The 24,423-nt window shown below is 40.7% G+C and carries 20 protein-coding genes; 15 read left to right on the plus strand and 5 right to left on the minus strand.

Going from position 1 to position 24,423, the window contains the following annotated elements; all coding sequences use genetic code 11:
- Positions 1-140: 140 nt before the first annotated feature.
- The 7 genes from TOL2_RS21175 (at position 141) to cbiR (ending at position 6,664) form a co-directional block, all read left to right on the plus strand.
- Complete coding sequence (locus TOL2_RS21175; RefSeq protein ID WP_014959320.1) at positions 141-1,397, plus strand: GAF domain-containing protein; 1,257 nt, start codon at positions 141-143, stop codon at positions 1,395-1,397.
- Between the two features lie 16 nt (positions 1,398-1,413).
- On the plus strand, positions 1,414-1,947 hold the full coding sequence (cobU, locus tag TOL2_RS21180) for a bifunctional adenosylcobinamide kinase/adenosylcobinamide-phosphate guanylyltransferase (RefSeq protein WP_014959321.1): 534 nt from the start codon (positions 1,414-1,416) through the stop codon (positions 1,945-1,947).
- A gap of 37 nt (positions 1,948-1,984) precedes the next feature.
- Positions 1,985-2,929 carry a radical SAM protein gene (locus TOL2_RS21185; protein ID WP_014959322.1) on the plus strand — a complete coding sequence of 315 codons (945 nt, stop codon included), beginning with the start codon at positions 1,985-1,987 and terminating at the stop codon, positions 2,927-2,929.
- The gene (locus tag TOL2_RS21190; protein WP_014959323.1) at positions 2,926-3,684 is read left to right on the plus strand and encodes an adenosylcobinamide-GDP ribazoletransferase; all 759 of its coding nucleotides are present in this window, start codon (positions 2,926-2,928) and stop codon (positions 3,682-3,684) included. Before TOL2_RS21185 ends, TOL2_RS21190 begins: the two co-directional genes overlap by 4 nt.
- A 14-nt stretch (positions 3,685-3,698) precedes the next feature.
- Positions 3,699-4,784, plus strand: coding sequence for a pyridoxal phosphate-dependent aminotransferase (locus tag TOL2_RS21195; protein ID WP_014959324.1), 1,086 nt, complete (start codon positions 3,699-3,701; stop codon positions 4,782-4,784).
- Positions 4,777-5,727 carry an adenosylcobinamide-phosphate synthase CbiB gene (gene cbiB, locus TOL2_RS21200; RefSeq protein WP_014959325.1) on the plus strand — a complete coding sequence of 317 codons (951 nt, stop codon included), beginning with the start codon at positions 4,777-4,779 and terminating at the stop codon, positions 5,725-5,727. The genes TOL2_RS21195 and cbiB overlap by 8 nt, the downstream gene beginning before the upstream one ends.
- A gap of 118 nt (positions 5,728-5,845) precedes the next feature.
- A complete protein-coding gene (cbiR, locus tag TOL2_RS21205; protein ID WP_014959326.1) occupies positions 5,846-6,664 on the plus strand; it encodes a cobamide remodeling phosphodiesterase CbiR in 819 nt (272 codons plus the stop codon).
- A 169-nt stretch (positions 6,665-6,833) separates the two neighbouring features.
- Here the strand turns inward: cbiR and TOL2_RS21210 are convergent, their stop codons facing one another.
- On the minus strand, positions 6,834-7,238 hold the full coding sequence (locus TOL2_RS21210) for a cyclic nucleotide-binding domain-containing protein (RefSeq protein ID WP_014959327.1): 405 nt from the start codon (positions 7,236-7,238) through the stop codon (positions 6,834-6,836).
- A gap of 352 nt (positions 7,239-7,590) precedes the next feature.
- Between TOL2_RS21210 and ispG the strand changes: the two genes are divergently transcribed.
- The 8 genes from ispG to murI all read left to right on the plus strand — a co-directional run bounded on the left by ispG (position 7,591) and on the right by murI (position 20,703).
- On the plus strand, positions 7,591-8,685 hold the full coding sequence (gene ispG, locus TOL2_RS21220; RefSeq protein WP_014959329.1) for a flavodoxin-dependent (E)-4-hydroxy-3-methylbut-2-enyl-diphosphate synthase: 1,095 nt from the start codon (positions 7,591-7,593) through the stop codon (positions 8,683-8,685).
- Positions 8,669-10,180, plus strand: coding sequence for a proline--tRNA ligase (gene proS / locus TOL2_RS21225; protein ID WP_014959330.1), 1,512 nt, complete (start codon positions 8,669-8,671; stop codon positions 10,178-10,180). Before ispG ends, proS begins: the two co-directional genes overlap by 17 nt.
- 9 nt (positions 10,181-10,189) lie before the next feature.
- Positions 10,190-12,343 (plus strand): RelA/SpoT family protein, encoded by a 2,154-nt coding sequence (locus TOL2_RS21230; RefSeq protein ID WP_014959331.1) that lies wholly within the window; start codon positions 10,190-10,192, stop codon positions 12,341-12,343.
- Entirely contained in the window at positions 12,315-16,565 is a 4,251-nt protein-coding gene (locus tag TOL2_RS21235) for a PEP/pyruvate-binding domain-containing protein (RefSeq protein WP_232507987.1), read from the plus strand. The genes TOL2_RS21230 and TOL2_RS21235 overlap by 29 nt, the downstream gene beginning before the upstream one ends.
- A 36-nt stretch (positions 16,566-16,601) precedes the next feature.
- On the plus strand, positions 16,602-17,852 hold the full coding sequence (locus tag TOL2_RS21240) for a type I glyceraldehyde-3-phosphate dehydrogenase (protein ID WP_014959333.1): 1,251 nt from the start codon (positions 16,602-16,604) through the stop codon (positions 17,850-17,852).
- A gap of 459 nt (positions 17,853-18,311) precedes the next feature.
- Positions 18,312-18,812, plus strand: a complete 501-nt coding sequence (locus TOL2_RS21245) for a response regulator (protein WP_014959334.1) — start codon at positions 18,312-18,314, stop codon at positions 18,810-18,812.
- A 19-nt stretch (positions 18,813-18,831) separates the two neighbouring features.
- Positions 18,832-19,875, plus strand: coding sequence for a GGDEF domain-containing protein (locus TOL2_RS21250; RefSeq protein WP_014959335.1), 1,044 nt, complete (start codon positions 18,832-18,834; stop codon positions 19,873-19,875).
- Positions 19,876-19,911: 36 nt separating this feature from the next.
- Positions 19,912-20,703: a glutamate racemase gene (gene murI / locus TOL2_RS21255; RefSeq protein ID WP_014959336.1), complete on the plus strand. Its 792-nt coding sequence runs from the start codon at positions 19,912-19,914 to the stop codon at positions 20,701-20,703.
- 6 nt (positions 20,704-20,709) lie between these two features.
- On the opposite strand, the gene TOL2_RS21260 is transcribed toward murI, so the two are convergent.
- The 4 genes from TOL2_RS21260 to lnt all read right to left on the minus strand — a co-directional run bounded on the left by TOL2_RS21260 (position 20,710) and on the right by lnt (position 24,387).
- A complete protein-coding gene (locus TOL2_RS21260; protein WP_014959337.1) occupies positions 20,710-20,967 on the minus strand; it encodes a hypothetical protein in 258 nt (85 codons plus the stop codon).
- Between the two features lie 200 nt (positions 20,968-21,167).
- Positions 21,168-21,716, minus strand: coding sequence for an HD domain-containing protein (locus TOL2_RS21265; RefSeq protein WP_014959338.1), 549 nt, complete (start codon positions 21,714-21,716; stop codon positions 21,168-21,170).
- A gap of 3 nt (positions 21,717-21,719) precedes the next feature.
- Positions 21,720-22,809 (minus strand): peptide chain release factor 2 gene (gene prfB / locus TOL2_RS21270; RefSeq protein WP_198408349.1). Its coding sequence is split into 2 segments (ribosomal slippage): positions 21,720-22,751 and positions 22,753-22,809, totalling 1,089 coding nucleotides; the frame shifts between segments, so codons are not numbered across the junction.
- A 12-nt stretch (positions 22,810-22,821) separates the two neighbouring features.
- Positions 22,822-24,387: an apolipoprotein N-acyltransferase gene (gene lnt / locus TOL2_RS21275; RefSeq protein ID WP_014959340.1), complete on the minus strand. Its 1,566-nt coding sequence runs from the start codon at positions 24,385-24,387 to the stop codon at positions 22,822-22,824.
- Between the last annotated feature and the right edge of the window lie 36 nt (positions 24,388-24,423).

Below are 24,423 nucleotides of genomic sequence, written 5' to 3' on the forward strand. Positions count from 1 at the left end.
TTTATAACAAGATATAATGTTTTGCCGTGATTAAAAAGGAAATTTTTAATGAAGCAATTGTTCTTGATAAAATCAAGCTTTAATGGAATAATGTGATTTTTTTTGGATGTGCCTTAAATAAAAAGACAAAAAGGGTTGTCATGGGAAAAAATCAATCTGCAAAAACGAAAAAGAAGCGAAGTCCCGATAACACCCTGAAAGTATTGTTTGACATATCCGAAGCAATCAACACAACCCGGAATCTGGATGAACTCTATGCAGTGATTCATAAAAGTCTGGATGAAATTCTTAATGCGGATAATTTTTATATCGCTCTTTACGATAAAGCAAGTGATTCCATCACATTTCCATATTATGCGGATGAAAAAGGTGAGGCACCCGAAGAGATAATTGGTTTGAGTAAAACAGCCTCTTCCACCGGCATGGTCATTCAAAACAAAAAACCGATGATTTTTTATAACAAGGATCTTATTCGGCTTGCTGATCAGCAAAAACAAAAATCAAGGAAAACAGTCGGAAAAATCTGGCTTGGCGTACCTTTAATTATCCATGACAGGGTAAAAGGCGTCATTGTGGTTCAAAGCTATACTTCAGCAAGCGACTATAAAAAAAAGGATCTGGAACTTTTAGACTCAGTTTCCCGGCATATTGCCCTTGCAATTGAACGAAAAAAATCGGATGAAAAATCGGCAGAGCAGCAACATATTCTTGAAAAAATCCTGGAATCGTTACCAGTGGGAATCGGCCTTGCGCAGAAACGGATTTTCAAGTGGGTTAATAATGAAATGGTTCGAATGTTTGGATATCAATCAAAACAGGATTTTGAGGATAAAAGTACAAGGATGCTCTATCCTGATATTGATCATTATGATGTTAACGGGAAAAAAATATATTACAGCCTTGTCAACAATGGTACGGCAGATTATGAAATCGATATGATCAAACAGGATAAAACCCTGTTTCCTGTCCATATCAAGCTGAACTGTGGGGATGTGTCTGATCCCGCTGCATGGACAACTGCAATACTTACGGACATCAGCCAAAGAAGATTGGCTGAAAAAGAAAAATATGAAAAAGAAAGGCTCCAGGGTGTTCTTGAGATGGCAGGGGCGGTCTGTCACGAAATTAATCAGCCATTGCAGGCAATTTTAGGTTTTTCCGAACTATTATTGATGGGTTCAGAATCAGCCGATAAAGTAGACCCAATTGAAAAAAACAACCTTGCTTCCATAAAAAACCAGGCAACCCGGCTTGGAAAAATTACAAAAAAATTATCCAATATTACCAAGTATAGCACGCTTGATTATCCCGGAGATACTAAGATTGTGGATATTTGGGGAAGCAAAAGCGATAAAAATTCCAAAAACAATAAAAATAACAAAAGCGATAAGAATTAAGGGATAGGTTTGTATTTTGAAAAAAGGTGTAACATTTGTGATGGGCGGATGCAGAAGCGGGAAAAGCTCTTTTGCTCTGGATCAGGCCAACAGGATAGAAAAAAAAAATAAAGTTTTTATTGCCACTTCCGTGCCAACCGATATTGAAATGGAAAAACGGGTGGAAAAGCATCAAAAAGAACGGGGAGAAGACTGGATAACCATTGAAGAAGCGGTTAAAATTCATGAAAAAATTAATGAGTTTTCTTCAAAAGCCGGTGTTATCCTGGTGGATTGTCTGACCCTGTGGACATCCAATCTCTTGTTTCATTCCTATGACCACAATCAAATTAAAGGGGCTATTCAAGATCTGGAAAATTCCCTTGAACAGTGCAAATGTCCGGTATTCCTGGTTTCCAATGAGGTGGGCATGGGTATTGTTCCGGAAAATATGCTTGCCAGGCAGTTCAGGGATGTTGCAGGGCTTGTCAATCAGCGAATTGCAAAAACAGCCGACAAGGTTGTTATGATGTTTGCCGGAATTGATCACCAGATAAAGCCCAAACTATAGCAGCTAACGCCCATACCATAGAAGGAAACAAACATTCATGCAATATCATCATATTTTCGGCCCGGTTCCGTCCAGGCGGCTTGGCATTTCCCTGGGGGTTGATCTGGTTACCCATAAAACCTGCAGTCTGGACTGTATTTATTGTGAGTGCGGGAAAACCACCCGGTTAACCATGGAGCAAAAAGAGTATGTCCGGTTCAAGGACGTGAAAAAAGAACTGGACCATTTCTGGCAGCATAATGATGATCCTGACTATATAACGTTTTCCGGTGCCGGCGAACCAACATTAAACAGCAAACTGGGACAGGTCATAGGTTATATCAAAGATAAAAAACCCCATATTAATGTAGCTGTTTTGACCAATTCCACCCTTTTTTTTGATCCAACAGTCCGGCATGCGCTTTTAAAAGCAGATCTTGTAGTGCCGTCTCTTGATGCTGTGTCAGACAAGGCATTTGCCAGGATTAACAGGCCTGGCAAGACTCTGGATACCAAGGAAATTGTAAAGGGAATTGAAGCTTTTGCAAAAGAATACAAGGGAAAGATCTGGCTGGAAATTTTCATTCTTCCGGGAATTAATGACAGTACATCTGATTTGCTGCTGCTCAAAGAGGCTGTTCAAAAAATTCAGCCAAACCTGGTTCAGATCAATACCCTTGACCGGCCTGGAACTCTTGCGGGTATTAAACCCGCCTCAAGATCCGAGCTTGAACGAGCAATCCAAATTATAGGGTTTCCCAATAGCCAGATCATTGCAAAGGTGGATAAAAATATCAGGGCACACATACAAAGAGAAAATATAAAAGCGGCCATTGTTGAAACCATTCATCGCAGACCCTGCACAAAGCAGGATCTGCTGAAGATTTTAGGGGTTGAAAAAGAGGTGATCAACAACCATCTAACCATACTTGAACAGGAAGGCAAAATAGTTGGAAAAACCCAGGAACGGGGTGTTTTCTATCAGACATTAAAAGACTCATGACAATAAAAAACATATTAACGGATTTAAGATCTGCAATCTTGTTTATCACCATTCTTCCGGCAGGAAAAGATGTGGCCTATTCTCCCATGGGCATGATTAAATTTTTCCCCGTTGTCGGGCTTATACTTGGGGGGCTTCTCCTGGTATTTGATGCGGGCGTTTCAACACTTTGGTCGCCTGGTGTGGCAGCCGTTCTTGATGTTCTTTTCCTGGTTGTGGTGACCGGGGCATTTCATCTAGACGGTTTGGGGGATGCGGCAGACGGGTTGTTCAGTCACCGCTCCAAAGAACGGGCTCTTGAAATCATGAAAGACAGCAGAACAGGTATGATGGGGCTTGTGGCAGTGGTCTGTATCCTGGCTGTTAAAGCCGCCGGGATTTATTCCGTCAAAACAACCGGAACCCTTTTTCAAACAATGGACCTGCTGTTGATTGTTCCGGCATATGCTCGCGGGGCAATGATTGTTGGCATCAAGGTGCTGGATTACGGCAGAAAAGAGACCGGGACCGGGCTTGATTTGTTTGAAAAGGGTATTGGTCCAAAGGATTTTGCCTTTGTGCTGATTCCTGTGGTCATCTCCCTTTTTTTGGGGTATAAATGTCTGGTTTTGAACCTTGTTTTTCTTGGAACCCTGTGGCTGATACTGGGGTTTTACAAAAAAACACTCAATTGTATTACAGGAGATATGCTGGGTGCCATGACTGAAATCCTGGAAGCGGTTTTATTTTTGGCAACCGGGGCATTAATCGCTTAAAAGGAAGAAATAAAATGATTATCGGCCATGGCGGGAATAAAGCAAATCTGGCAGAAACACTGGGCTGCGGGGTTGATGAAATTGTTGACATGAGCAGCAATTTAAATCCTCTGGGACCGCCTGAAAACATAGAAAAAGTAATTTGTGACAACCTGGTTAAAATACGATCTCTGCCTGAAGCAGATGCCGTGACCATGAGAAAAGGCTTTGCACACTTTCACGGAATAGATCACGAGAACGTTGTGGCAGGCAACGGAACCACCTGGTTTATTTACACCATCCCCAAAGCTTTGGCCTCAAAAAAGGTGTTGATTGCCGGTCCAACCTATTCGGATTACAAGGATGCCTGCCTTATGCATAACATTGACTTTGCGCATTGCCTTGCAAAAGAGCCAAAAATGTTTGCACCAGATATTGACGACCTGTCCAGAATGGCAAAAGACGCGGATACGGTGTTTCTTTGTAATCCCAACAACCCTACTGGCGCATTGATGCCAAGAGAACAGCTTGACTACCTGATTCAAAAACACGAGAATACGGTTTTTATCATTGATGAATCCTATCTTCCATTTGTGGATCAGGCCCGGGAGATATCCCTGGTGTCGGAAACCGGATATAAAAATCTGATTGTGTTGTCCTCCATGTCCAAAATATTCAGAATACCAGGGCTTCGTACCGGGTTTTTAAGTGCATCCAGAAAACTTGCTGAAAAAATCATGGCCTGTTACCAGCCCTGGAGTGTCAATGCACTGGCCCAGACAGTGATCGAACATATCTTTGATCACCCGGAAAAAATCGAACCCTTTTATCAAAAAACAAGAGACTATATAAAAACGGAAAAACAGCTCTTTCTTGAAAGTCTTGAGGATATTCAAGAATTAAAATTATTGGATTCAACCACATATTTTATTTTGGCCCGGCTGACAAACGGGTTGACCTCAGAAGAATTTTGTAAAAAAATCGGACAACACAAAATTCTGATCCGGGATTGTTCCAATTTTCTGGGCCTGTCCGATCAGTATGTGAGATTTTCATTAAAGCAAAGATCTGTCAATTTGCATCTTGCCGAGTTGATAAAACAGGCTGTGAAAAATGATTGAAATTCATTGGTACATTATTCCGGCTGCGTTTATCCTTGACTTTATCCTTGGCGATCCTGATATTTTGCCCCATCCAATCATCTATATGGGAAAGGCCATCAATTTTTTTGAAAGCCGTTTCAGAAAATGGTTCAAGCATCTTCTGGTTTCCGGGCTGTTTTTTTCCTGTTTTCTGATTTTTTCCACATGGTTGATTGCCTTTATCATTATAAAATTGAGCATGGCTGTCCATCCTGTTTTTGGCGATCTTGTTCAGGTTATTCTGCTGTTTTTCTGTTTTTCATCAAAAAGCCTTGAAAAAGCTGCATCAGGTGTTTTTTTTGCTCTTAAAGAGAATAATATTGAAAAAGCCCGGAAAAAAGTTTCCATGATTGTGGGCCGTCAGACAAAGGATCTGGATCAAAAAGCCATTACGCGCGCCAGTGTGGAAACAGTGGCTGAAAATTTTGTGGACGGGTTTTTATCGCCTTTGTTTTTTGCAATGATCGGGGGGGTGCCATGGGCTCTTGCCTACAAAATGGTCAATACCCTGGATTCAATGGTAGGCTATAAAAATGACACATATCTTCTTTTTGGCCGGGCATCTGCAAGAATTGACGATGTGGCCAATTTTATTCCGGCAAGACTGTCGGTACTGGTCATTGCCTTAAGTGCAGGTCTGCTTTCGTTTAAAAAAGGGATTCTGGCATTAAAGACTGGATTTGTCCAGGGATCACGCCATAAAAGCCCTAATGCCGGTTATCCGGAGGCTGCTTTTTCAGGTGCCCTTGAAATAAGACTTGGCGGGCCAAACATGTATCATGGTGCCATGGTTGAAAAGCCGTTTATTGGAAAAGATTTTAAAGATCCTGAAAAAGAAAAAATAAAACAGGCTTGTGATCTGATGATGCTCAGCTCTTTGACAGCCATCCTGGTTTCAGTCGTCTTTTTCTTTGTTGTTTAGAGTACTCTTAGGACTAAGAACTTTGAAAGGCCTTTGGCCAAAAACAACTCTTTGTCCTTTGATTGTCAATGTTATTTTATTTGAATTCCTTAATAAATTTTTAAAGGAAAAAATTTCAATGGCCGTATTACCTGACAAACCGTTCAAGCTTGGCACAACCTCTTTTATTTTTCCGGATCATATTATCCCCAATGTAAAAAAACTGGGGGCTTTTTTTGATGAAATCGAGCTGCTTGTGTTTGAAAGCATGCCTGAAGAAGTTTTGCCTTCAAAAGATGATGTGAAAAAGCTTTTAGAGTTATCCCAAAAATTGAATTTAACTTATAATATACATCTTCCCATTGATGTGAGTCTGACTTGCGATGATTTAAAAAAAAGACAAACATCTGCGGACATGCTTTTAAAGGTTATTGATCTTTTCACCCCTCTTGCACCCAGCACCCACACACTTCACCTTGATATGCCCAAGGGGATTAAAACGGATAAGGGTAATTTAAGACAGCTCAAAGATTGGGAAGAAAAAGCCCGGCAAGGCCTTGGGGCACTGGTGTCAGGACTGTCCAATCCAGGGATCATTTCCGTTGAAACTCTTGATTACCCGTTTTCCCTGGTCGAAACCCTGGTGGAGGAGTTTAAAACGTCCGTTTGTATTGATGTCGGTCACCAGATAAAATATGGTCATAATCTTTTGAAAACTTTTGAAAAACATCAATATAGAACGTCCATCATGCACCTGCATGGTGTTGATTTTTCCGTGCCGTCTGGAAAAGATCATACTGCTTTGGATAAATTACCGGAAAAACATTTCAGACAAGTTCAATTCATTCTGGAAAATTTTGAAGGGGTGGTCAGTATTGAGGTGTTTAATCTTGAAAACCTGAATCGATCCTTGGCTTTTCTTTCAAAGATATTTAAAAATATTGCGCCATGTGTCTGACATTGAGCAGATTCAACACAGGTCTTATCCAAAAATTATGATAATTTTTGGATAAGACCTGTGAATCCATGTTTTTTTGTAATTATTGACCTTGATGCAGATGGGGTCGTTTACGATGGAAATCCTCTTGCCGTGGAAAAATAAGGTTGAGGGTGATATCATTTTGGGCTCAAAGGTGTTTTGCGGTAAGCTCACTTCCGTTTGCCATGATTTGATTTCCTATTTCCGAGTCACTGATCAAAAGATCCATGAAATCCTGGCGGGTAAGTTTGAATGCATCGCCGTCGGTTAATGCAACACCTGTCCCCAGATATTTGGGTGCTGCAATGATGGTTGCCCAGCCGATAAAATCCCCTTTTTTGTCCAATATGATATGTTTTCCGTTTTTAAATGAGATTTTATATTGACCTGAAAGGAGAATATAAAATTCTCTTGCAATTTCATCTTCTTTTATCAGGACATCCCCTTTTTTTATTTTTACCAGGTGGAGGAGGTTAAAAATTTTTTCAAGTTTTCCAATCTCTATATTTTTAAAAATAGGCATTGCTCTTAATATATTAATTTCATTAAACATTTCATCTCCTTTTAGACATAGCGTGTAGTAAATAACATATCAATAACTGTTACTGATAGAATAAATTAAACTCAGCAGTAAGTCAATCAAAGGATTTGCTGCCCTTACTTGGATAAATGGGATCATGGATCAATGAGATCAGGCTTTTGTTATTGTCTTTTGATCAACCTTTTGAAAAAAGAGTATATATGAGGTCAACTTATAATTATCCAAAGTTTATAAAGAGTGTTGTCTTGAATAAAAAGAACAGCTTTGGTATCTTTAAGGTTCGAAAAAAAACAATATTTACGGCTTACAGATTAAAGGCAATTCTGTGAGCTTTTAATTTTTATTAATCGCAGGAAGTGTTAAGATGTCACTGGTTGATCAAAGACGTTCCACCCGGCAAATCAGTGTCGGCAATGTTAAAATAGGTTCCATGGCCCAGGTTTCAGTTCAATCCATGACCAATACCCAGACCCAGGATGTGGTGGCTACGGTTAACCAGATTCTTGCTCTTGAAAAGGCAGGTTGTGAAATCATCCGGGTGGCGGTTCCTGACATGGAAGCGGCGCAGGCCATTGAAAAGATCAAGCAGCAGATCACCATTCCAATCATTGCTGATATTCATTTTGATTTCAGGCTGGCACTGGCATCTGCAACAGCAGGTGCTGATGCCTTAAGAATAAATCCGGGTAATATCGGGGAAGCCAAAAAAATCAAAGCAGTCGTGGATTGTGCAAAAAAACATGGTATTCCAATTCGGATAGGCGTGAATGCAGGTTCTCTTGAACAAGAGATTGAACAGCGCCTGGGAACAACGCCTCAAGCCATGGTGGAGAGCGCGGTGCGCAATATCAAGATTCTTGAGGACCTGGATTTTCATGACATAAAAGTGTCCCTGAAAGCTTCGGATGTTTCAAGAACAGTGTCTGCCTACCGGCTTCTGGCACCCAGAACGGATGTGCCTTTTCATATAGGGGTAACGGAAGCCGGCGGGCTTTATGCGGGTATCACAAAATCAGCCATAGGTATTGGTATGCTTTTGGCCCAGGGTCTGGGTGATACCCTCCGGGTTTCATTGACACGGGACCCGGTTGAAGAAGTCAGGACCGGTTATGAAATTTTAAGGGCTCTGGGGATAAGAAGCCGCGGACCGGAACTGATTTCATGCCCCACATGCGGACGGTGTAAAATTGATCTTTTTAAAATTGCCGAACAAGTAGAAAAAGCTTTACTTGAACGGTCTTCCCGGATTAAAGTTGCGATTATGGGATGTGTTGTAAACGGACCCGGTGAAGCAAAAGAGGCGGATATCGGCATCGCAGGTGGTGATGGCAAGGGGATTCTATTTAAAAAGGGAAAAGTTATACGGAAAATAGATCAGGATGAACTTGTGGATCAATTGCTGAGCGAAATAGACAAAATGATAAAGAATTCGGAGAAATTTAATGGCAAAAAAGAGTAAAACAGCGATCACCCCGACCCGGGAACAAGATTATCCAGCTTGGTATCAGGAAGTGATCAAAGCGTCGGATATGGCGGAAAATTCACCTGTCAGGGGATGCATGGTGATAAAACCTTGGGGGTATGCCATCTGGGAAAATATTATGCACCAGATGGATGCCATGTTTAAGCAGACCGGTGTGAAAAATGCCTATTTTCCCTTGTTTATTCCGTTAAGCTACCTGGAAAAAGAGGCGGAGCATGTGGAAGGGTTTGCCAAAGAGTGTGCCGTTGTAACCCACCACAAGCTTGAATCCGATGGTGAAGGCGGTTTAAAACCGGCTGGAAAACTGACTGAGCCTTTGATTGTCCGTCCCACATCGGAAACCATTATAGGGGAATCAATGGCCAGATGGACCACAAGTTATCGGGATCTGCCTATTTTGTTAAACCAGTGGGCAAATGTTGTTCGATGGGAGATGCGTACCCGGATGTTTCTGAGAACCAGCGAGTTTTTATGGCAGGAAGGCCATACCGCACATGCCACGGAATCCGAAGCAAAAGAGAGAACCATGCTCATGCTGGATATCTATACAAAATTTGTTGAAGACTATCTGGCCATGCCGGTGATCAGGGGCAGGAAAACGGTTTCAGAACGGTTTCCGGGAGCCGATGATACAACTTGTATTGAAGCCATGATGCAGGATAAACGAGCGCTTCAGGCCGGCACCTCCCACTTTCTGGGCCAGAATTTCGCCAAAGGGTCTGATATAAAATTTCAGAATGAAGAAGGTACGGAAACCTTTGCCTGGACCACTTCCTGGGGAGTTTCCACCCGGATGATCGGCGGAATGATCATGGTGCATTCGGATGATGACGGTCTTGTTTTGCCACCAAAAATAGCACCTGCCCATGTTGTTATTCTTCCTATATTTAAAAAAGGGGAAGATCGTCGAACCATTATGGAAAGCGCCCATGGCCTTAAAGATGCATTGGAAGAAAAACAATTTCATGGCAGAAAGATTATTGTTGAAATTGACGACAGGGATATCGGCGGTACAAGGGGTTGGGACTGGGTAAAAAAAGGGATTCCAGTCAGGATTGAACTGGGTCCAAGAGACATTGAACAAAACAGTGTTTTCATGGCCAGAAGGGATAACCCATCAAATCAGAAACAATCCATGGACAGGGAAGAGTTTATTGATCAGATTACTGATATCCTGGATAATATTCAAGATACCCTTTTTAATCGTGCCGTGACCCGAAGAAAAGAAAACACCTTTGAAATTGATGATAAAAAGAAATTTTACAAGCTGTATCAAAAATCCAAGGGATTTAATAATGGTGCTTTTATCATGTCCCACTGGTGCGGATCAGAAAAATGTGAGGAAAAAATCAAAAAAGATCTGTCCGTCACCATTCGCTGTATTCCGTTTGACAGCCCTACAGAAGAAGGCAGGTGCATTTGTTGTGATAACCCCAGCTCACGAAGGGTACTCTTTGCAAAAGCATATTAAGTTGCATCAATGATCAGGATTAACGACATACTGGATAAAATATATGAGTATAATCCCGAAGGGGATTGTGACATCATAGACCGGGCCTATGTTTACTCGGCAAGAGTTCATGACGGCCAGGTAAGGCTTTCCGGGGAACCCTATCTGTCCCATCCTCTTGAGGTGGCCAATATTTTAGCCGACATGCGCCTGGATGTTGAAAGCATTGCCGCAGCCCTTCTGCATGATGTCATTGAAGACACACCCGCAACAAGAGAAGATATTGAAGATATGTTCGGACCGGGTGTTGCCCATATTGTTTCCGGCGTAACAAAACTTTCCGCCCTGCCTTTTTCAACCAAAATAGCTCAGCAGGCAGAAAGTTTACGCAAAATGATCCTTGCCATGGCAGATGATATCCGGGTGGTTCTGATCAAGCTTGCGGACCGGATTCATAATATGCGTACCTTAAAATATCACCGCAAGCCTGAAAAACAGGCTGCCATTGCCCAGGAAACCCTTGACATTTACGCCCCAATTGCCGCCCGCCTGGGGATATTCTGGATGAAGTATGAACTGGAAGACATTGCGTTTTATTATACCAAAAGGCATGAATATGAACGTATCAAGGCACTTGTAAACAAAGCCCGGCATGAAAAAGAAGATTACATTATAACCGTCAACGAAAAGCTTCATGAAAAAATGAAGGAGATGAATCTGGAAGCTGAAATAAAAGGGCGTTACAAGCAAAATTACAGCATTTATCAAAAAATGATATCCCAGAACCTTGATTTTAATGAAGTCTATGATGTCATCGCGTTCAGGATCATACTTGATACGGTTCCCCAGTGCTATGCCGCCATGGGCGCCATCCATTCCATGTGGAAGCCGATTTATTATAAAATAAAAGATTATATTGGAAATCCCAAACCCAATATGTATCAGTCCATTCATACCACGGTTGTGGGACCCAAAGGAGAAAGGGTTGAAATTCAGATCAGAACCCAGGATATGGACAATATTGCGGAATCCGGAATCGCTGCCCACTGGAGTTATAAAGAAGGCTCAAAGATTGATGAAAATACAGGAGAGCTGTTTGCATGGATCAGAAATCTTGTGGAAAACCAGGAAAATTATAATGATCCTGATGAATTTTTAGAAAATGTCAGGATTGATCTGTATCCTGATGAAATATATGTGTTCACACCTCAAGGTGAGATCAAAATTCTTCCCAAAAAAGCCACACCGGTTGATTTTGCTTATCGCATACATACCGAAGTGGGTGCCGAATGCACCGGCGCAAAGGTCAACGGGAAAATAGTACAGCTTAGCCACCGGTTAAAAACGGGTGATACAATTGAAATTATCACAACCAAAGGCCATACCCCAAGTCCTGACTGGCTTAATTTTGTAAAAACCGTAAAGGCCAGAACTAAAATACGCGGCTGGATCAATGCCCGGGAAAAAGAGAGAAGTTATTCTCTTGGCAGGGAGATGTGTGAAAAGATATTTAGAAAGAGAAACCAGAATTTTAATGCCCTGGTGAAATCAGGAGAAATCAAACAGGTTTCAGATGCCTATGGTTTTAAAGCCGTGGATGACCTGATTGCCCATGTGGGGTTTGGAAAAATAACTCCGCTGCAGATTTTGAATAAAATTGCACCTGAAGTTGAAAAACAAGAGGTTAAAGAAACAGGTGTTCTTCAAAAACAGACTGGAAAGCGAAAGAATAAAGACAGTACAGGTATCATTGTAAAAGGACTTCATGATATTCTTGTCAAGTTTTCAAAATGCTGCAATCCGCTTCCGGGAGATCCTATCATTGGGTATATCACCCAGGGACAGGGGGTGACTATCCACCGCAAAGGGTGCCTGAATATCATGAAAATGAGCAATGAGCGCCAGATCGAAGTTCAGTGGAGCGATGAGGTCAAAGAATCCTATCCCGCCAGTATCAAGATCCGTACAGATGACAGGTCAGGGCTTTTAGCAGATATTGCCTCGGTGATCAGCAAACATAAATCAAACATTCTAAATGCCAATACTGAAACCCTGGAAACAGGTATCAGCCTGTTTTATTTCACCCTGATGGTTGAAAGTACAGATCAGCTTCGTCAAATCATGTCGGCCATTAAAAAAGTCAAAAAGGTAACCGATGTCAAACGGGTTATCAGAAACGATTAATAAAGGTGATAAATTTGAAAGATATCACCAAAGCAAAGGAAATCTTGTGAAATCCAGGGCTCTTGAGGTTAATTTATCCGATACAAAAGTTGATGTTATAATTGACTCAAAATATGAAGTTTTTTTGGATATTGTTTCATCCTATGTCGGGATTTTGAACCGGATGAACGTTTTTCTAAAAGAGCTGTCACATCCCTATAAAAACTGGGAATTTATTGTCAGCGAAGCCCGGCATTTTTCCCTTCAATATTTTTATTTGTACAAGTCCCATCCAGATGGCGGCAAAGCATTGGATCTTTTTGTTGATATTTTTCTGGATTCATTTGAATCAGATTCGCCTTTATGCCTGAAAACAAGGGCGGCAGATAATCTAATGCTGTTTTTGCAGCATATTGTCAAAGAATCTGATCATGACTTTGACGTTTTTTTGCCTGTGATTGAAAAGGCTGTGCAAAAGATTGAATCTTATGAAGGCCGGGACTTCTATTTTTTTGTCAGATCTTATTACCAGCCGGATAAAATAGCGAAAGCTCTGTTGGTCAATCTTAAGGGGGATGCACCAATTTTTAAATCCCTTAATCTGTTTTTGGTAAAATTTTATGAGTATTCATTTGACTATTGGCTGAAAAAAGAAGACCCGATTTGCTGGATTGGCCAGAGCATTAATGTCAATCGCCTGGAGCAAGGGTTACAGTCTATTTTGGAATCAGTGTCACATGAAAAAATACGGCTGTGGCAAAAAAAACTTGAAGTAATTATTCAAGAATTGGATCAAGATCCTCGCAGGGCAACTCAAAAATTGACAGGTCTTGTAAGTTATCAGGATTTTGTAAGTCTGATCCGGGCCGTGCCTCAAAAAATAATGACCCAAAGTGGTGATGATATCGGCGGTTTTCATCTGAAATTAACTTTTCTTTTTTATATTATTCATATTCCTGGACTTTCCACTATTCACGTTCAGGCGCTGCGCGACATTAACACTACACTGACCCACCTGATCGGTGACAAGGATTTTAAAAAAGATATCAATATTGTCAACCAGACATTTTTGCTGCTCAAAGAACATAAGGGAAAGTACCCTGAAACCGTTCTGGACTGCATCCATAAAATCGGGGACTCGGTTTATAAAGCTTCAAAAATTGATCTGATCAATCATTTTATTGACCGTGCCGTGGATCACGGGTTTCAGTTTCCCATGATTGAAGGGACAGGAGATGACTGGCAGATAAAGAGCAATTGCGCGCATGTGAAAAATATCAGGGTGTTTCTTGACCTGATCTCGCAGCATCCCAAAAAGTCACGACGCTTGTTGTCCGCGCTGATCATATCTTTGGCCATTGGCGGCGTTTTTATCAAGGATACGGATCTGTTTCCAAGGGATATCACAAATTTTTTAAATTCAGACATTGAACCGGTTTTTAATCTGGTAAAGCAGTTGGCGCGTTTATTGCCGGCTTTTTTCAATGAAATAGGAGCCGAGGGACAGCTTCGGGATATTTCAACTGAACTTGATGAATCTTGTCAGAGAAAGGACCAGTTGATTCATTTTTTGAGAAAACAATGCCATGTTGAGAGTTCAAGCAGGATCGTGGAGTTTATCAAAGAAGTGATTTTCTTTTGGAAAACAGGAGATAAAAAAAAACTGGAACCTCATGTTCCCCCTTCAATTTATCGGGATATCAAAGTGTCGGGTCCTTTTGTTGACGGGCCGAGAATTATTCTCAACAGCCTGAAGGCAAAGGATATATTCCTTCCAAAAGACTATATGATGCATACCCAAGAGGCCATCAACAAGTTGATTGATGAAGTTGAAGGCGTAACAGAGCCTGACAAATCCAGGGTGAAAATGTTATTTGGTTTTTACCGGCTGTTAAACCAGAAATATATGATTGATAACCTGGAATTGAAAAAATATCTGTCTTCATTCAAGTCTGAAAATCTGCCGGATACAGCCAATATTGTTTCAGTGTTTGAAGAAAAAAACCTGGAACACAAAATTTTGTCACTTCTTTCTTACATGAAAGAGCTTAAAAAAATAATTCTTTCGGACAGGATATATGAAGCCAATGAGGCCATTTATCATAAACGCCATTTTGCCGTTGATATTCCGTCCATGTACGGCAGTTACAATGAGGCAAAATTTGATGCCCTGGGATTGACCCTGAGGGTTGAAAGCATCCTGAACGTATGGTTTGAAGAACTGGTTAACAGTATTGATCTTCAAGTTATCACCAAGGCGACGTTTAAACGCATTTACAGTATACTGGACCTGTTCAGGTCTGCATTGGCGCTGGACGGCATTATATCCAACCAGCTGGATGTCCAGATGGATTTTTTAAGATTTTCCATGGATATTAGAACCTGCACTTTTACCCAGTACCTGGATATTTTTAAAGGTTTCACAAGGGCGGTTGCCGATATCATCCATGATCATTTTAATAATATTCATTCCAATAATTTATTTCAGATAGAATCCAGACTTGGAAAAGATCAGATTCTTGAGAAATATCTTCCCAAAGAAGGGTCTGAAAAACAAAAATCCAAACTGGATCAGAGAGTGGCGGATATTTTTTTCAGGGACCGTATTGCAACCTCCCTTGGGCTTCAGCAGATGGACGTGTTTTTAAACCGTATACTTCATACTTTGTTTCAGCAATCTGAAAAACTTTCCCAGACCCATTTAAGCCGCCTGTTAAATTATGACCCCAAATACTCTGCCATTGAAGTGGGCAGTTCCGATCCCATCAGCAATAATATTATATTTTTAGGTAACAAGGGATTGAATCTTATTAAATTAAAAAAAATAGGCGTTGCTGTTCCCGAAGGATTTATCATTACCACTGAAGTGTTTAAATGCCGTGAAATCATAAACAATTACAAACCTGCCAACATAAATTTCAAGAAATATGTGGCAAAGATGGTTGGCAATCTTGAAAACAGGACCCAAAAAAAATTCGGAGATCCTAAAAACCCGCTGTTGTTATCGGTTCGAAGCGGTTCTTCCATTTCACAGCCCGGAATGCTGGATTCATTTTTAAATGTGGGACTCAATGAGGAAATCGCTGCAAGCATTGCCGGGATCAGTAAAAACCCATGGTTTGCATGGGACAGCTATCGTAGATTTATTCAAGGATATGGCATGGCATTTGGAATCAAAAGGGATGAGTTTGACCATATCATTTATTCAAAAAAGAAAGAATTTGGGGCTGAATTTAAACGATTGTTCACAGGCGACCAGATGAAGGGGGTTGCCCTTGTCTATAAACAATTATTACTTGATTCAGGAATTGATTTGATTGAATCTCCCATTGACCAGTTGTTTTTATCCATTAATAAGGTTTTTTACTCCTGGGAATCCAAAAGGGGAAAGGATTACAGGAGGATAATGGGGATATCCGATGACTGGGGTACTGCTGTAACGGTTCAGTCCATGGTGTTTGGAAATTTGTCCAGGCAGTCGGGATCAGGGGTGGTGTTCAGCCACAGCCCCAAACTTCCGGGAGATACGGTACGTCTCTGGGGGGATTTTACCATTGGAAACCAGGGCGAGGATGTTGTATCGGGTCTTGTAAAAACCCTGCCCATCTCGGAAATCCAAAGGGAGCTTGAAAAACCCGATTCAACAATCAGCCTTGAAAAAAATTTTCCCCATATTTACTTAAAATTAAAAGAGGTGGTCCATCGCCTGGTGTATGATGAAGGATGGAATCCCCAGGAGATTGAATTCACCTTTGAAGGAGAGAACAGGGAAGATCTTTTTATCCTACAGGCAAGGGACATGTCTTTGAGGGACAGAAAAAAGATTGTGGATTTTGATGTGGCCCCGGAGATCCTTGACAAGGCATATCTGGGTCATGGGATCGGTGTCAGCGGCGGGGCCATGAGCGGCAAAATCGTTTTTACACTGGAGGAAATTGATGACTTAAGAAAGAGTCATCCGGGTATCAGTTTGATTTTGTTGAGAAATGATACGGTTCCTGATGATATCCTGGAAATTGATGCAGCAGACGGAATTTTGACGGCCAGGGGCGGATTAACTTCTCATGCCGCCGTGGTGACCTATAGCCTGGGTAAAACCTGTGTTGTCGGGTGTGAAAATCTTGTTTGCAACGAGCTGGAAAAAGAGTGTCTGCTTAACGGCGTAAAAATGGTCACAGGTGACTATATCAGCATTAACGGTCAAAAAGGCTCTGTGTATAAGGGTGCAATTGAAATTAATTAAACAATTAAATAAACATTAGTGAAACGAGGTAATATAATGAGTATAAAAGGTTCTAAAACGCTTGGTATTAACGGACTGGGAAGAATAGGAAAGCTTTCTTTGTGGCATCACGCAGGCAGGAAATATTTTGATAACATAGTGATAAATATCGGCCGTGATGTGGGTAAATCCTTTCAAGATATTATTCATTATATGGAAAGAGATTCAACTTATGGGCGGCTGGATTCATTTCTTCACGGATATCAGGCAGAACCGGTTATCACTGATGTGGATGAGGCCAATTCATCGTTGACTGTAAATGGTGTAAAAGTAAAAATATTGCGGGATCATAGAAACCCCAAAGATATACAATGGGCAGAGCATGATGCCGGGATTGTAGTTGATACAACCGGTCAGTTCTTAGATCCTTCCCTTGAGGCCAATGACGCCAAAGGTTCAATCCGGGGCCATATTGAAGCCGGTGCCCAAAAAGTGATTGCTTCGGCTCCGTTTAAACTCAAAGAGGGTGTGGCCATGCCGGACGATGCCGTGACAACCGTGATGGGTATCAATGACGGAGACTATGATCCGGTAAGGCATAATATCATTTCCAATGCATCCTGCACCACCACATGCCTTTCCCATATGATCAAGCCTTTACTGGATTATTTCGGTATTGAAAGAATCCTGTCCGCCTCCATGGCAACCGTTCATGCTGCCACAGGATCTCAGCAGGTGCTGGACAGGCTGCCAAAAACCAATGCCAAGGATTTAAGAAAAAATCGCTCTATCATGAATAACATCATTCTGACCACAACCGGTGCTGCAAAGGCATTGCAGCTGGTTATTCCGGAAATGGCAACCATCGGTTTTATTGCAGAGTCAGTACGAATCCCCACAGCCACAGGCTCTTTGATTATCCTGGTGATGAACTTTCAAGAAGATCTGAACAAAAAGCCCATTCGAAGGGAAATGATTAATTCAATTTATGAAGATGCCGTAAAAACAAATACAAACGGATACCTGATGTATACGGATCAGCAAAATGTATCTTCTGATATTATAGGAACGCCAAGGGCTGCAGCTGTCATTGAAGGCCATGAAACCCATACCCGCACCGGGGTCATTAAAATTAACCTTGAAAATGTCCGGGGAATTGATAAAAGCGTATTGGATGTAATCAAGGATCAGGTCGCCAGCATCCAGGTGACCCAGGCGGTTATTTATGGCTGGTATGACAATGAAATGGCAAGCTATGTCAATATGCTGGGTGACAGGATTGTATCCATTGCAGAATCCATGCATTAAAATATCATTAAGCAGGAAGATGTATCCACTTGTTTTCAACAAAAAATCATCATTTCATGCGTATTTAGCAAGTATAAAAATCCAAGTGTAACATCCCAATATAAGATTCTGGGTCACGGCAGATTAACGCCATATTTTTTTTATTTTCAGGTTACGTCTGCCTGACCTGAGACTTTCAATCTTTGTTGTGTGCAAACATGGGTGAAAGACCAGTTCGGCCCGTGGCAGTTTATATTAAAGAACTTCTAAATTATTGGAATCAGATCTCTTTCATTTCTTGTTGTTACAAGTCAATCTACCACAACAAATAATGAAAGATATTTAATTTCAGCAGGTTAAGAGTTCTTTCATATAAATGAAAAAATCAATTTGATTCTTTTAAAAGAAGATGGTAGGCAGATATTAATTATCCAAAATTTAGTGATGATTCGCGTAAAAATTTAATTTGGAGACTCATGTATGGAAGATGAGGAAAAAACAAAAAAAGATCTGATATCAGAACTTAACGCGCTTCGCAAAGAATACACTCAATTGAAAGCATCCCTTTCAAAAAATCAAGAATCACAAAATTTCAGCGGAACTGAAACTATTCTTATTGTGGATGACAACAAACAAACAAGGGAAACAATTAGAGCAATGCTTGAAAAGTGCGGCTATAATATTATTGATGCTGATTCTTCCCTGAAAGCCATTGAAATTTTTAAATCCTGTGACAAACCAGTTCATCTGGTATTGGCAGATGTTGTTATGCCTGAAATCAACGGCCCTGAAATGGTCAAGAAACTATTGGACATGCAATCTGATATACCTGTTGTTTTTATGTCCGGCTATGCAGCAGGCGATATTATTCATGATGATGTATTCAAGGTTCTTTGTTCAAAAGCCCCATTTATTGAAAAACCATTCACCTTTGCTGAAATTTGCTTGGTTATAAGACAACAGCTTGATAAAAAAATATAATATTCAGGGCAGGTAAAAAATGATAAGCAAAACCTATACGGAATCTGTTAAAGAATCAGGGAATTATTTGAGAAGTGCCTTGAAAAATATTGCCAAATATAAACTTCCGTATAATCCTGTTTCATATTTATTATGGTATGAATATGCTCTTGGGCAAAATAAGGATTTGATTGATGATATTGAATTGATTTTTAAAACAAATCAATTACTTACAAACGATACCATTTCTAAGCTATTCAAAAAACACATCACAGATAATCAAATACTGATTTCGGGAAAAAAAATCAGGGAATTTCAAAAGATATTAGCGCAAATGACCAAACACCTGAGTCAATCAGGCGACGAAATCGGCCTTCAAGGCAATATGCTGAATACATATGCCATAGAGCTGGGCCAGGCAAGCTCTTTAGATGCAATAATTGAAATCTCTAAACATATTGTTTTGGAAACAAAATCAATAGTTGAATCCAGCAAAAACCTTAAGAGCAGGCTTGATTCAACGGTTTCTGAAATTAACATGCTGAGTAAGGAATTGGACGGAATACGGCAGGCTGCCAAAACCGATATGCTGACCGGTCTTTTAAACCGGAGGGGGTTTTATGGTGCCATGGTTCAAGCCATAGCAAACATAGAAAACGCCAATGACATGTTATCCGTCATTATGCTTGATATTGATCATTTTAAACGAGTGAATGATCAATACGGACATCTTATTGGTGACAATGTTTTGAAGATACTCAGTAAATTACTAAAAGACCATATAAAGGGCAAGGATATTGCTGCCCGGTTTGGAGGCGAAGAGTTTATTCTGGTTCTTCCCCAGACATCCCTTGAGGGTGCTTATGCACTGGCTGAACAAATCAGGTTGAGTCTGCTAAAAATGAATTGGAAAATTAAAGATACGGGTAAATCAATAGGGCAGATAACCATATCTTTAGGTATTTCCTTGTATCAGGAGGGTGAATCCATTGAGGCTGTTATTAAAAGAGCGGATGATGCCCTTTACCATGCAAAAAATACAGGCAGAAATAAATCTGTTACTGAAGTTGAGATAGCAAATTAAATACATTGATATACGGATCGGAGCAGGAAAATTGCAATGAATAAACAGCCCATAGGCATTTTTGATTCAGGTGTCGGGGGACTTTGTGTGTTAAAACAAATCAGGGAACGACTTCCCTATGAGTCTATCACTTATTTTGCAGACAGCGGCAATTGTCCATATGGATCAAAAGCGGAAGATGAGGCCCTTGATTTGGCCCGAAAAAACATTGAGTTTCTTCTGGAACTCAATTGCAAGTTGATTGTTATCGCCTGTAACACTGTCACTGCCGTAGCTATAGACTGTTTCAGATCAGAATATAAGGTTCCGTTTATCGGAATGGAACCTGCCTTAAAACCGGCTGCATTACAGACCAGGAGTAAAAAAATCGGTATTCTTGCTACGGAAAATACATTGAACGGAAGGCTTTTTAAACAAACTTTTGATAAATATGCGCATGGCCTGGAGGTTTTTATTCAACCGGGGCATGGGCTAGTGGAACTTGTTGAAACCGGAGGCCAGAACAGTGAAAAGGCCTGCAACCTTTTGAAGGAATATCTTTTGCCTATGATGGAAAAAGGAGTGGATACCATTGTGCTGGGTTGCACCCATTATCCATTTTTAAAAGAGATGATTCAAACGGTTACAAAAAACAGTGTCACAATTGTTGAACCTGCTGATGCCGTTGCCGCACAGACCAAGAGAATACTGGTCCAATACGAATTAATTTCAATGGCCGGCAATGATCCCCAATTTCAGTTCTACACAACAGGAAAAAAGACAATGGCCCAAAAAATTTTATTTGATACGATTGATAGTCCTTACGGGCTTGAATTTATAGAAATTTGAGTGTTTTTATGCCTTTTTTTCTTTTTTCAACCGTTGTATCAGTTCTTTTTCCAGGTGTTGAATGATAATTTTTAAAATATGGCTTTCCTGAACAGGGCCGGAATTATTCCACCCCATTTTCATTGCCCGGTCCTTTATTTTTCTAAATTGGTTCAAAGAATCGGCAATGGCCTTCCAGGCAAAGAGCTTTTGCAGGATATGACGCTCTTCAGGAGTCAGGTCTGCCGTATCTATGGATTTACCGCTGTCGGTTGTTATGATCATTTTATCTTTTCCCGGTATGTTTAAATATCCTTAGGAACGCGTATTAAATAACCTCCAAAATTTCAATTGACTCAGGAACAGCAAAGGGATTATTCATGATATCATATTGAGATATTATTTAATCCTGGGTACTTATGATAATAAAATCTTATTTTCTTTATCATCAGCTCTTATCATTAAGGGCAGATATTTTTTATTGATTACAGGTTGAACTCTTCAATCCAGATTGAAAATCTTTTTGCATGCTCCGGGTCTATTTTTTCTAATTCTTTGATGATTTGATGTGTGGTTGTGTTCTTGTCAGCATTTTTCGGATCTTTTGAATGGTATTTGTCTGCAACGCAGATGATTTTTTCTTCAATGCTGAGGGGGACCATATCCCTTTGGGGCAATGGAAGGCAGTTTGATATGATATTTTCTCTGGTTATGCCGGCCCCGGTATGCCGCTCACACACAAGGCCATATTCCGGCGGCAGGCCATGCTCATCCAGAAGCTTTCTGCCAAGGTATCCGTGACAAATATAAGGAGCATCGCCTCTGCAGCCAATGGATTGTGCCCGGGTCATAAAGATACCGATATCATGAAGCATTGCAGCGTTTTTGATAAATTCAATATCCGGATTCAGATGAGTAAGATTCTTGGCAATATCAAGGCTCTTTTCAGTTACAATCCTGCTATGTTCAACAAGAATCTGGTAAAGTTTTGTATTCTGCGCGTAAAATTTTTCAATAATGGTGAGCGGGTCCATTTTTTATGATAGTAAAACGCCTTCAATAAAAGGGTCCAGATCGCCATTCAGTACCCTGTCCACATCCCCCATTTCAAAATCGGTTCGATGATCTTTCACCATCCTGTAGGGGTGGAGAACATAGGATCTTATCTGGCTTCCCCAGGCAATGTCATCTTTACCGTCATGAAGAGTTTGCATCTTTTTATCCTGCTTTTTCTTTTCAAGCTGGTAAAGCCTTGATTTTAAAACCTTGAAGGCAATTTCCTTGTTACGGTGCTGGGAGGATTCCTGCTGGCATTGAACCACCACCCCGGTGGGAAGATGGGTGATCCTGACCGCACTGCTGGTTTTGTTTACATGCTGCCCGCCTGCACCACTGGCCCTGTATACATCAATCCTGAGATCCGACTCATCAATATCTATTTTAATTTCATCTTTTATTTCAGGGTAGACAAATACGGATGCAAATGAGGTATGGCGTTTTCCGCTTGCATTATAGGGCGAAATTCTGACCAGGCGGTGAACTCCGGATTCAACCTTCATAAACCCGTAACAGTTTTCCCCGGCAACCCGAATTGTTGCGCCTTTAATACCGGCTTCATCCCCGGGCTGATAATCAATAATTTGAAATTTGTATCCTTTTTTATCCATCCATCGGGTGTACATGCGAAACAGCATTTCAGCCCAATCCTGGGAGTCTGTTCCCCCGGCACCTGCATTTATGGAAACAAGTGCATCCCTTGCATCATCTTCGCCATCAAGGGTGATCTCCACGGAGAATTTTTTTATTTTTTTTTCAAGTGCGGATAAAAGGTCTGACACTTCAAGTTCACTGTCTTTATCAGACTCTTCAAGGGCAAGCTCCAGAAGGATCTCGGCATCTTCAATGTCTTTATAAATATTTTCCCAGGTTTCCAGAAGATTTGCCAGGCAGGTTCGTTCTTTTAAAAGAACGGTTGCGTTGTCCGAATCATTCCAGAAGTCTTCTTTGGAAATAATATATTCAAGTTCACGAAGGCGCTTTTTTTTTACAGAAAGGTCAAAGATACTCCTTGAGTTTCTCGGTTTTGGTGTAGATGGATTGAATTGTCTGTTTTAATTCTGCACTCATTTTAATTTCTCCCTAAACTTTTTTTCTAACCCCTTTTAACACAAAAGCAAGACAGATTGCAACTATTGAGGTGATAGCAAAAATGTCTCCGTATCGGGTATAGAAACTGATCTGGTTAAGGGCCGGGATTTTCCGAGTAAGAGTCTGGTCGACAAATAAGGCTGTTGTTTCAAGAATTTTACCCGTGGGGTCAATAAAGCCTGAGATTCCGGTATTTGCTGCCCGCGCAACAGCTCTTCGGCTTTCTACCGCACGGAATACAGCAATGGAAAAATGCTGCTGCGCGGCTGATGTATTTCCAAACCAGGCATCATTGGTAATCGTGGTCAGGATGTCTGCCCCGTTTTTTACAAATTTAGATGCAATGGATGGAAATAAAATTTCAAAACATATTAGAACTCCTGTTTTGTGTGTGACTTTCAGAGTATGATTGTTGAATGCAAGAGGTTTAAATAATTTGTCCCCCGTGGAAAAATTGCCTGCCTGGGCCGTTATTTTCCCTAAAAACATCAAATAATCTCCCAGGGGGACATATTCACCAAAAGGCACCAAATGGGTCTTGTCATAGGTTCCCGTAACAATGGAAAACCGGTTCAGCATGTAAGCTCGATTGTAGAACTTAATTTTTTTTTCTTCTGATGTGACTGCAGGGCTTCCGATTAAAAAATTGGTTTGTGATGACCGGATGCATTGATCTACTTTATTTGACAACAGGCTGTCATAGCCATAATAAAACGGCAGCGCAGTTTCCGGCCATATTACAAGATCTGGGCTTTTTTTTGCCGCTGTATCGGAAAGACTGATATATTTTTCCACTGTTTTTGTTTTAAAAGCATCATTCCATTTTAAATCTTGTTTAATATTGCCTTGAACCAGGGTGATGGTCGTTTTTTTTGCGGTTTTAATTTGAGACGTTATCTCCACAATTTTATGGTGGCCGTACACAAGTACGCCTGACAAAAGAATAATGGTATAAACAACAGGAATGACATACCTGTTATGTTGTCTTTCTTTAACGCATATCCAGACCACGGATAAAAGACAGTTCACCAGAAAAATGCAAAATGATACTCCGTAAACCCCTGAAAAATCGGCTATTTGAATCAATAAAAGATTTGAATACTGACTGTACCCCAGAGTTCCCCATGAAAAGCCGGTAAATGCATAGGTTCTGACATATTCAAGGCCTGTCCAGAGGGATGCTGCCAGCAGTGGCGCAAAAAAGGATGCCGGATCTGTATGCTTTGAAAGAAAAGCATAAACCGCCGGGTACAGTGCAAGGTAAACACATAAAAGGGCGAGGGTGGAAACCGCAAGAATTGGATGAAGTCCGCCATATACATGGACAGTAGGGATAATCCAGTAAATAAGAGTGAAAAAATGAAACACTCCAAGTGTAAATCCGCTGTAAAACGCCTCTTTTTTGGTCATAGACCTTATGGACACAAGCCATGGGATCAAGGCAAAAAAGGCAAGATAAGAAAGGTTTGTTTTGGGAAAAGAAAGCGTTAATAACAGGCCGCTTGCCAATGCAGGAAAGTATGCAAGTAAAAAAGTATGTTTTTTTTGAAGCAACATTCTTGATTTAATATCTTGTTTTTTTATATAAACTTA

It is taken from the genome of Desulfobacula toluolica Tol2, from assembly GCF_000307105.1.
GTDB classification, from domain to species: Bacteria; Desulfobacterota; Desulfobacteria; order Desulfobacterales; family Desulfobacteraceae; genus Desulfobacula; species Desulfobacula toluolica.

Bases quoted from the DNA above. Each gene is read 5' to 3' on its own strand.
- TOL2_RS21175 (WP_014959320.1), top strand. From the start codon at position 141: ATGGGAAAAAATCAATCTGCAAAAACGAAAAAGAAGCGAAGTCCCGAT.
- TOL2_RS21185 (WP_014959322.1), top strand. From the start codon at position 1,985: ATGCAATATCATCATATTTTCGGCCCGGTTCCGTCCAGGCGGCTTGGC.
- TOL2_RS21190 (WP_014959323.1), top strand. From the start codon at position 2,926: ATGACAATAAAAAACATATTAACGGATTTAAGATCTGCAATCTTGTTT.
- TOL2_RS21195 (WP_014959324.1), top strand. From the start codon at position 3,699: ATGATTATCGGCCATGGCGGGAATAAAGCAAATCTGGCAGAAACACTG.
- cbiB (WP_014959325.1), top strand. From the start codon at position 4,777: ATGATTGAAATTCATTGGTACATTATTCCGGCTGCGTTTATCCTTGAC.
- cbiR (WP_014959326.1), top strand. From the start codon at position 5,846: ATGGCCGTATTACCTGACAAACCGTTCAAGCTTGGCACAACCTCTTTT.
- TOL2_RS21210 (WP_014959327.1), bottom strand. From the start codon at position 7,238: ATGTTTAATGAAATTAATATATTAAGAGCAATGCCTATTTTTAAAAAT.
- ispG (WP_014959329.1), top strand. From the start codon at position 7,591: ATGTCACTGGTTGATCAAAGACGTTCCACCCGGCAAATCAGTGTCGGC.
- proS (WP_014959330.1), top strand. From the start codon at position 8,669: ATGGCAAAAAAGAGTAAAACAGCGATCACCCCGACCCGGGAACAAGAT.
- TOL2_RS21230 (WP_014959331.1), top strand. From the start codon at position 10,190: ATGATCAGGATTAACGACATACTGGATAAAATATATGAGTATAATCCC.
- TOL2_RS21235 (WP_232507987.1), top strand. From the start codon at position 12,315: ATGTCAAACGGGTTATCAGAAACGATTAATAAAGGTGATAAATTTGAA.
- TOL2_RS21240 (WP_014959333.1), top strand. From the start codon at position 16,602: ATGAGTATAAAAGGTTCTAAAACGCTTGGTATTAACGGACTGGGAAGA.
- TOL2_RS21245 (WP_014959334.1), top strand. From the start codon at position 18,312: ATGGAAGATGAGGAAAAAACAAAAAAAGATCTGATATCAGAACTTAAC.
- TOL2_RS21250 (WP_014959335.1), top strand. From the start codon at position 18,832: ATGATAAGCAAAACCTATACGGAATCTGTTAAAGAATCAGGGAATTAT.
- murI (WP_014959336.1), top strand. From the start codon at position 19,912: ATGAATAAACAGCCCATAGGCATTTTTGATTCAGGTGTCGGGGGACTT.
- TOL2_RS21260 (WP_014959337.1), bottom strand. From the start codon at position 20,967: ATGATCATAACAACCGACAGCGGTAAATCCATAGATACGGCAGACCTG.
- TOL2_RS21265 (WP_014959338.1), bottom strand. From the start codon at position 21,716: ATGGACCCGCTCACCATTATTGAAAAATTTTACGCGCAGAATACAAAA.
- lnt (WP_014959340.1), bottom strand. From the start codon at position 24,387: ATGTTGCTTCAAAAAAAACATACTTTTTTACTTGCATACTTTCCTGCA.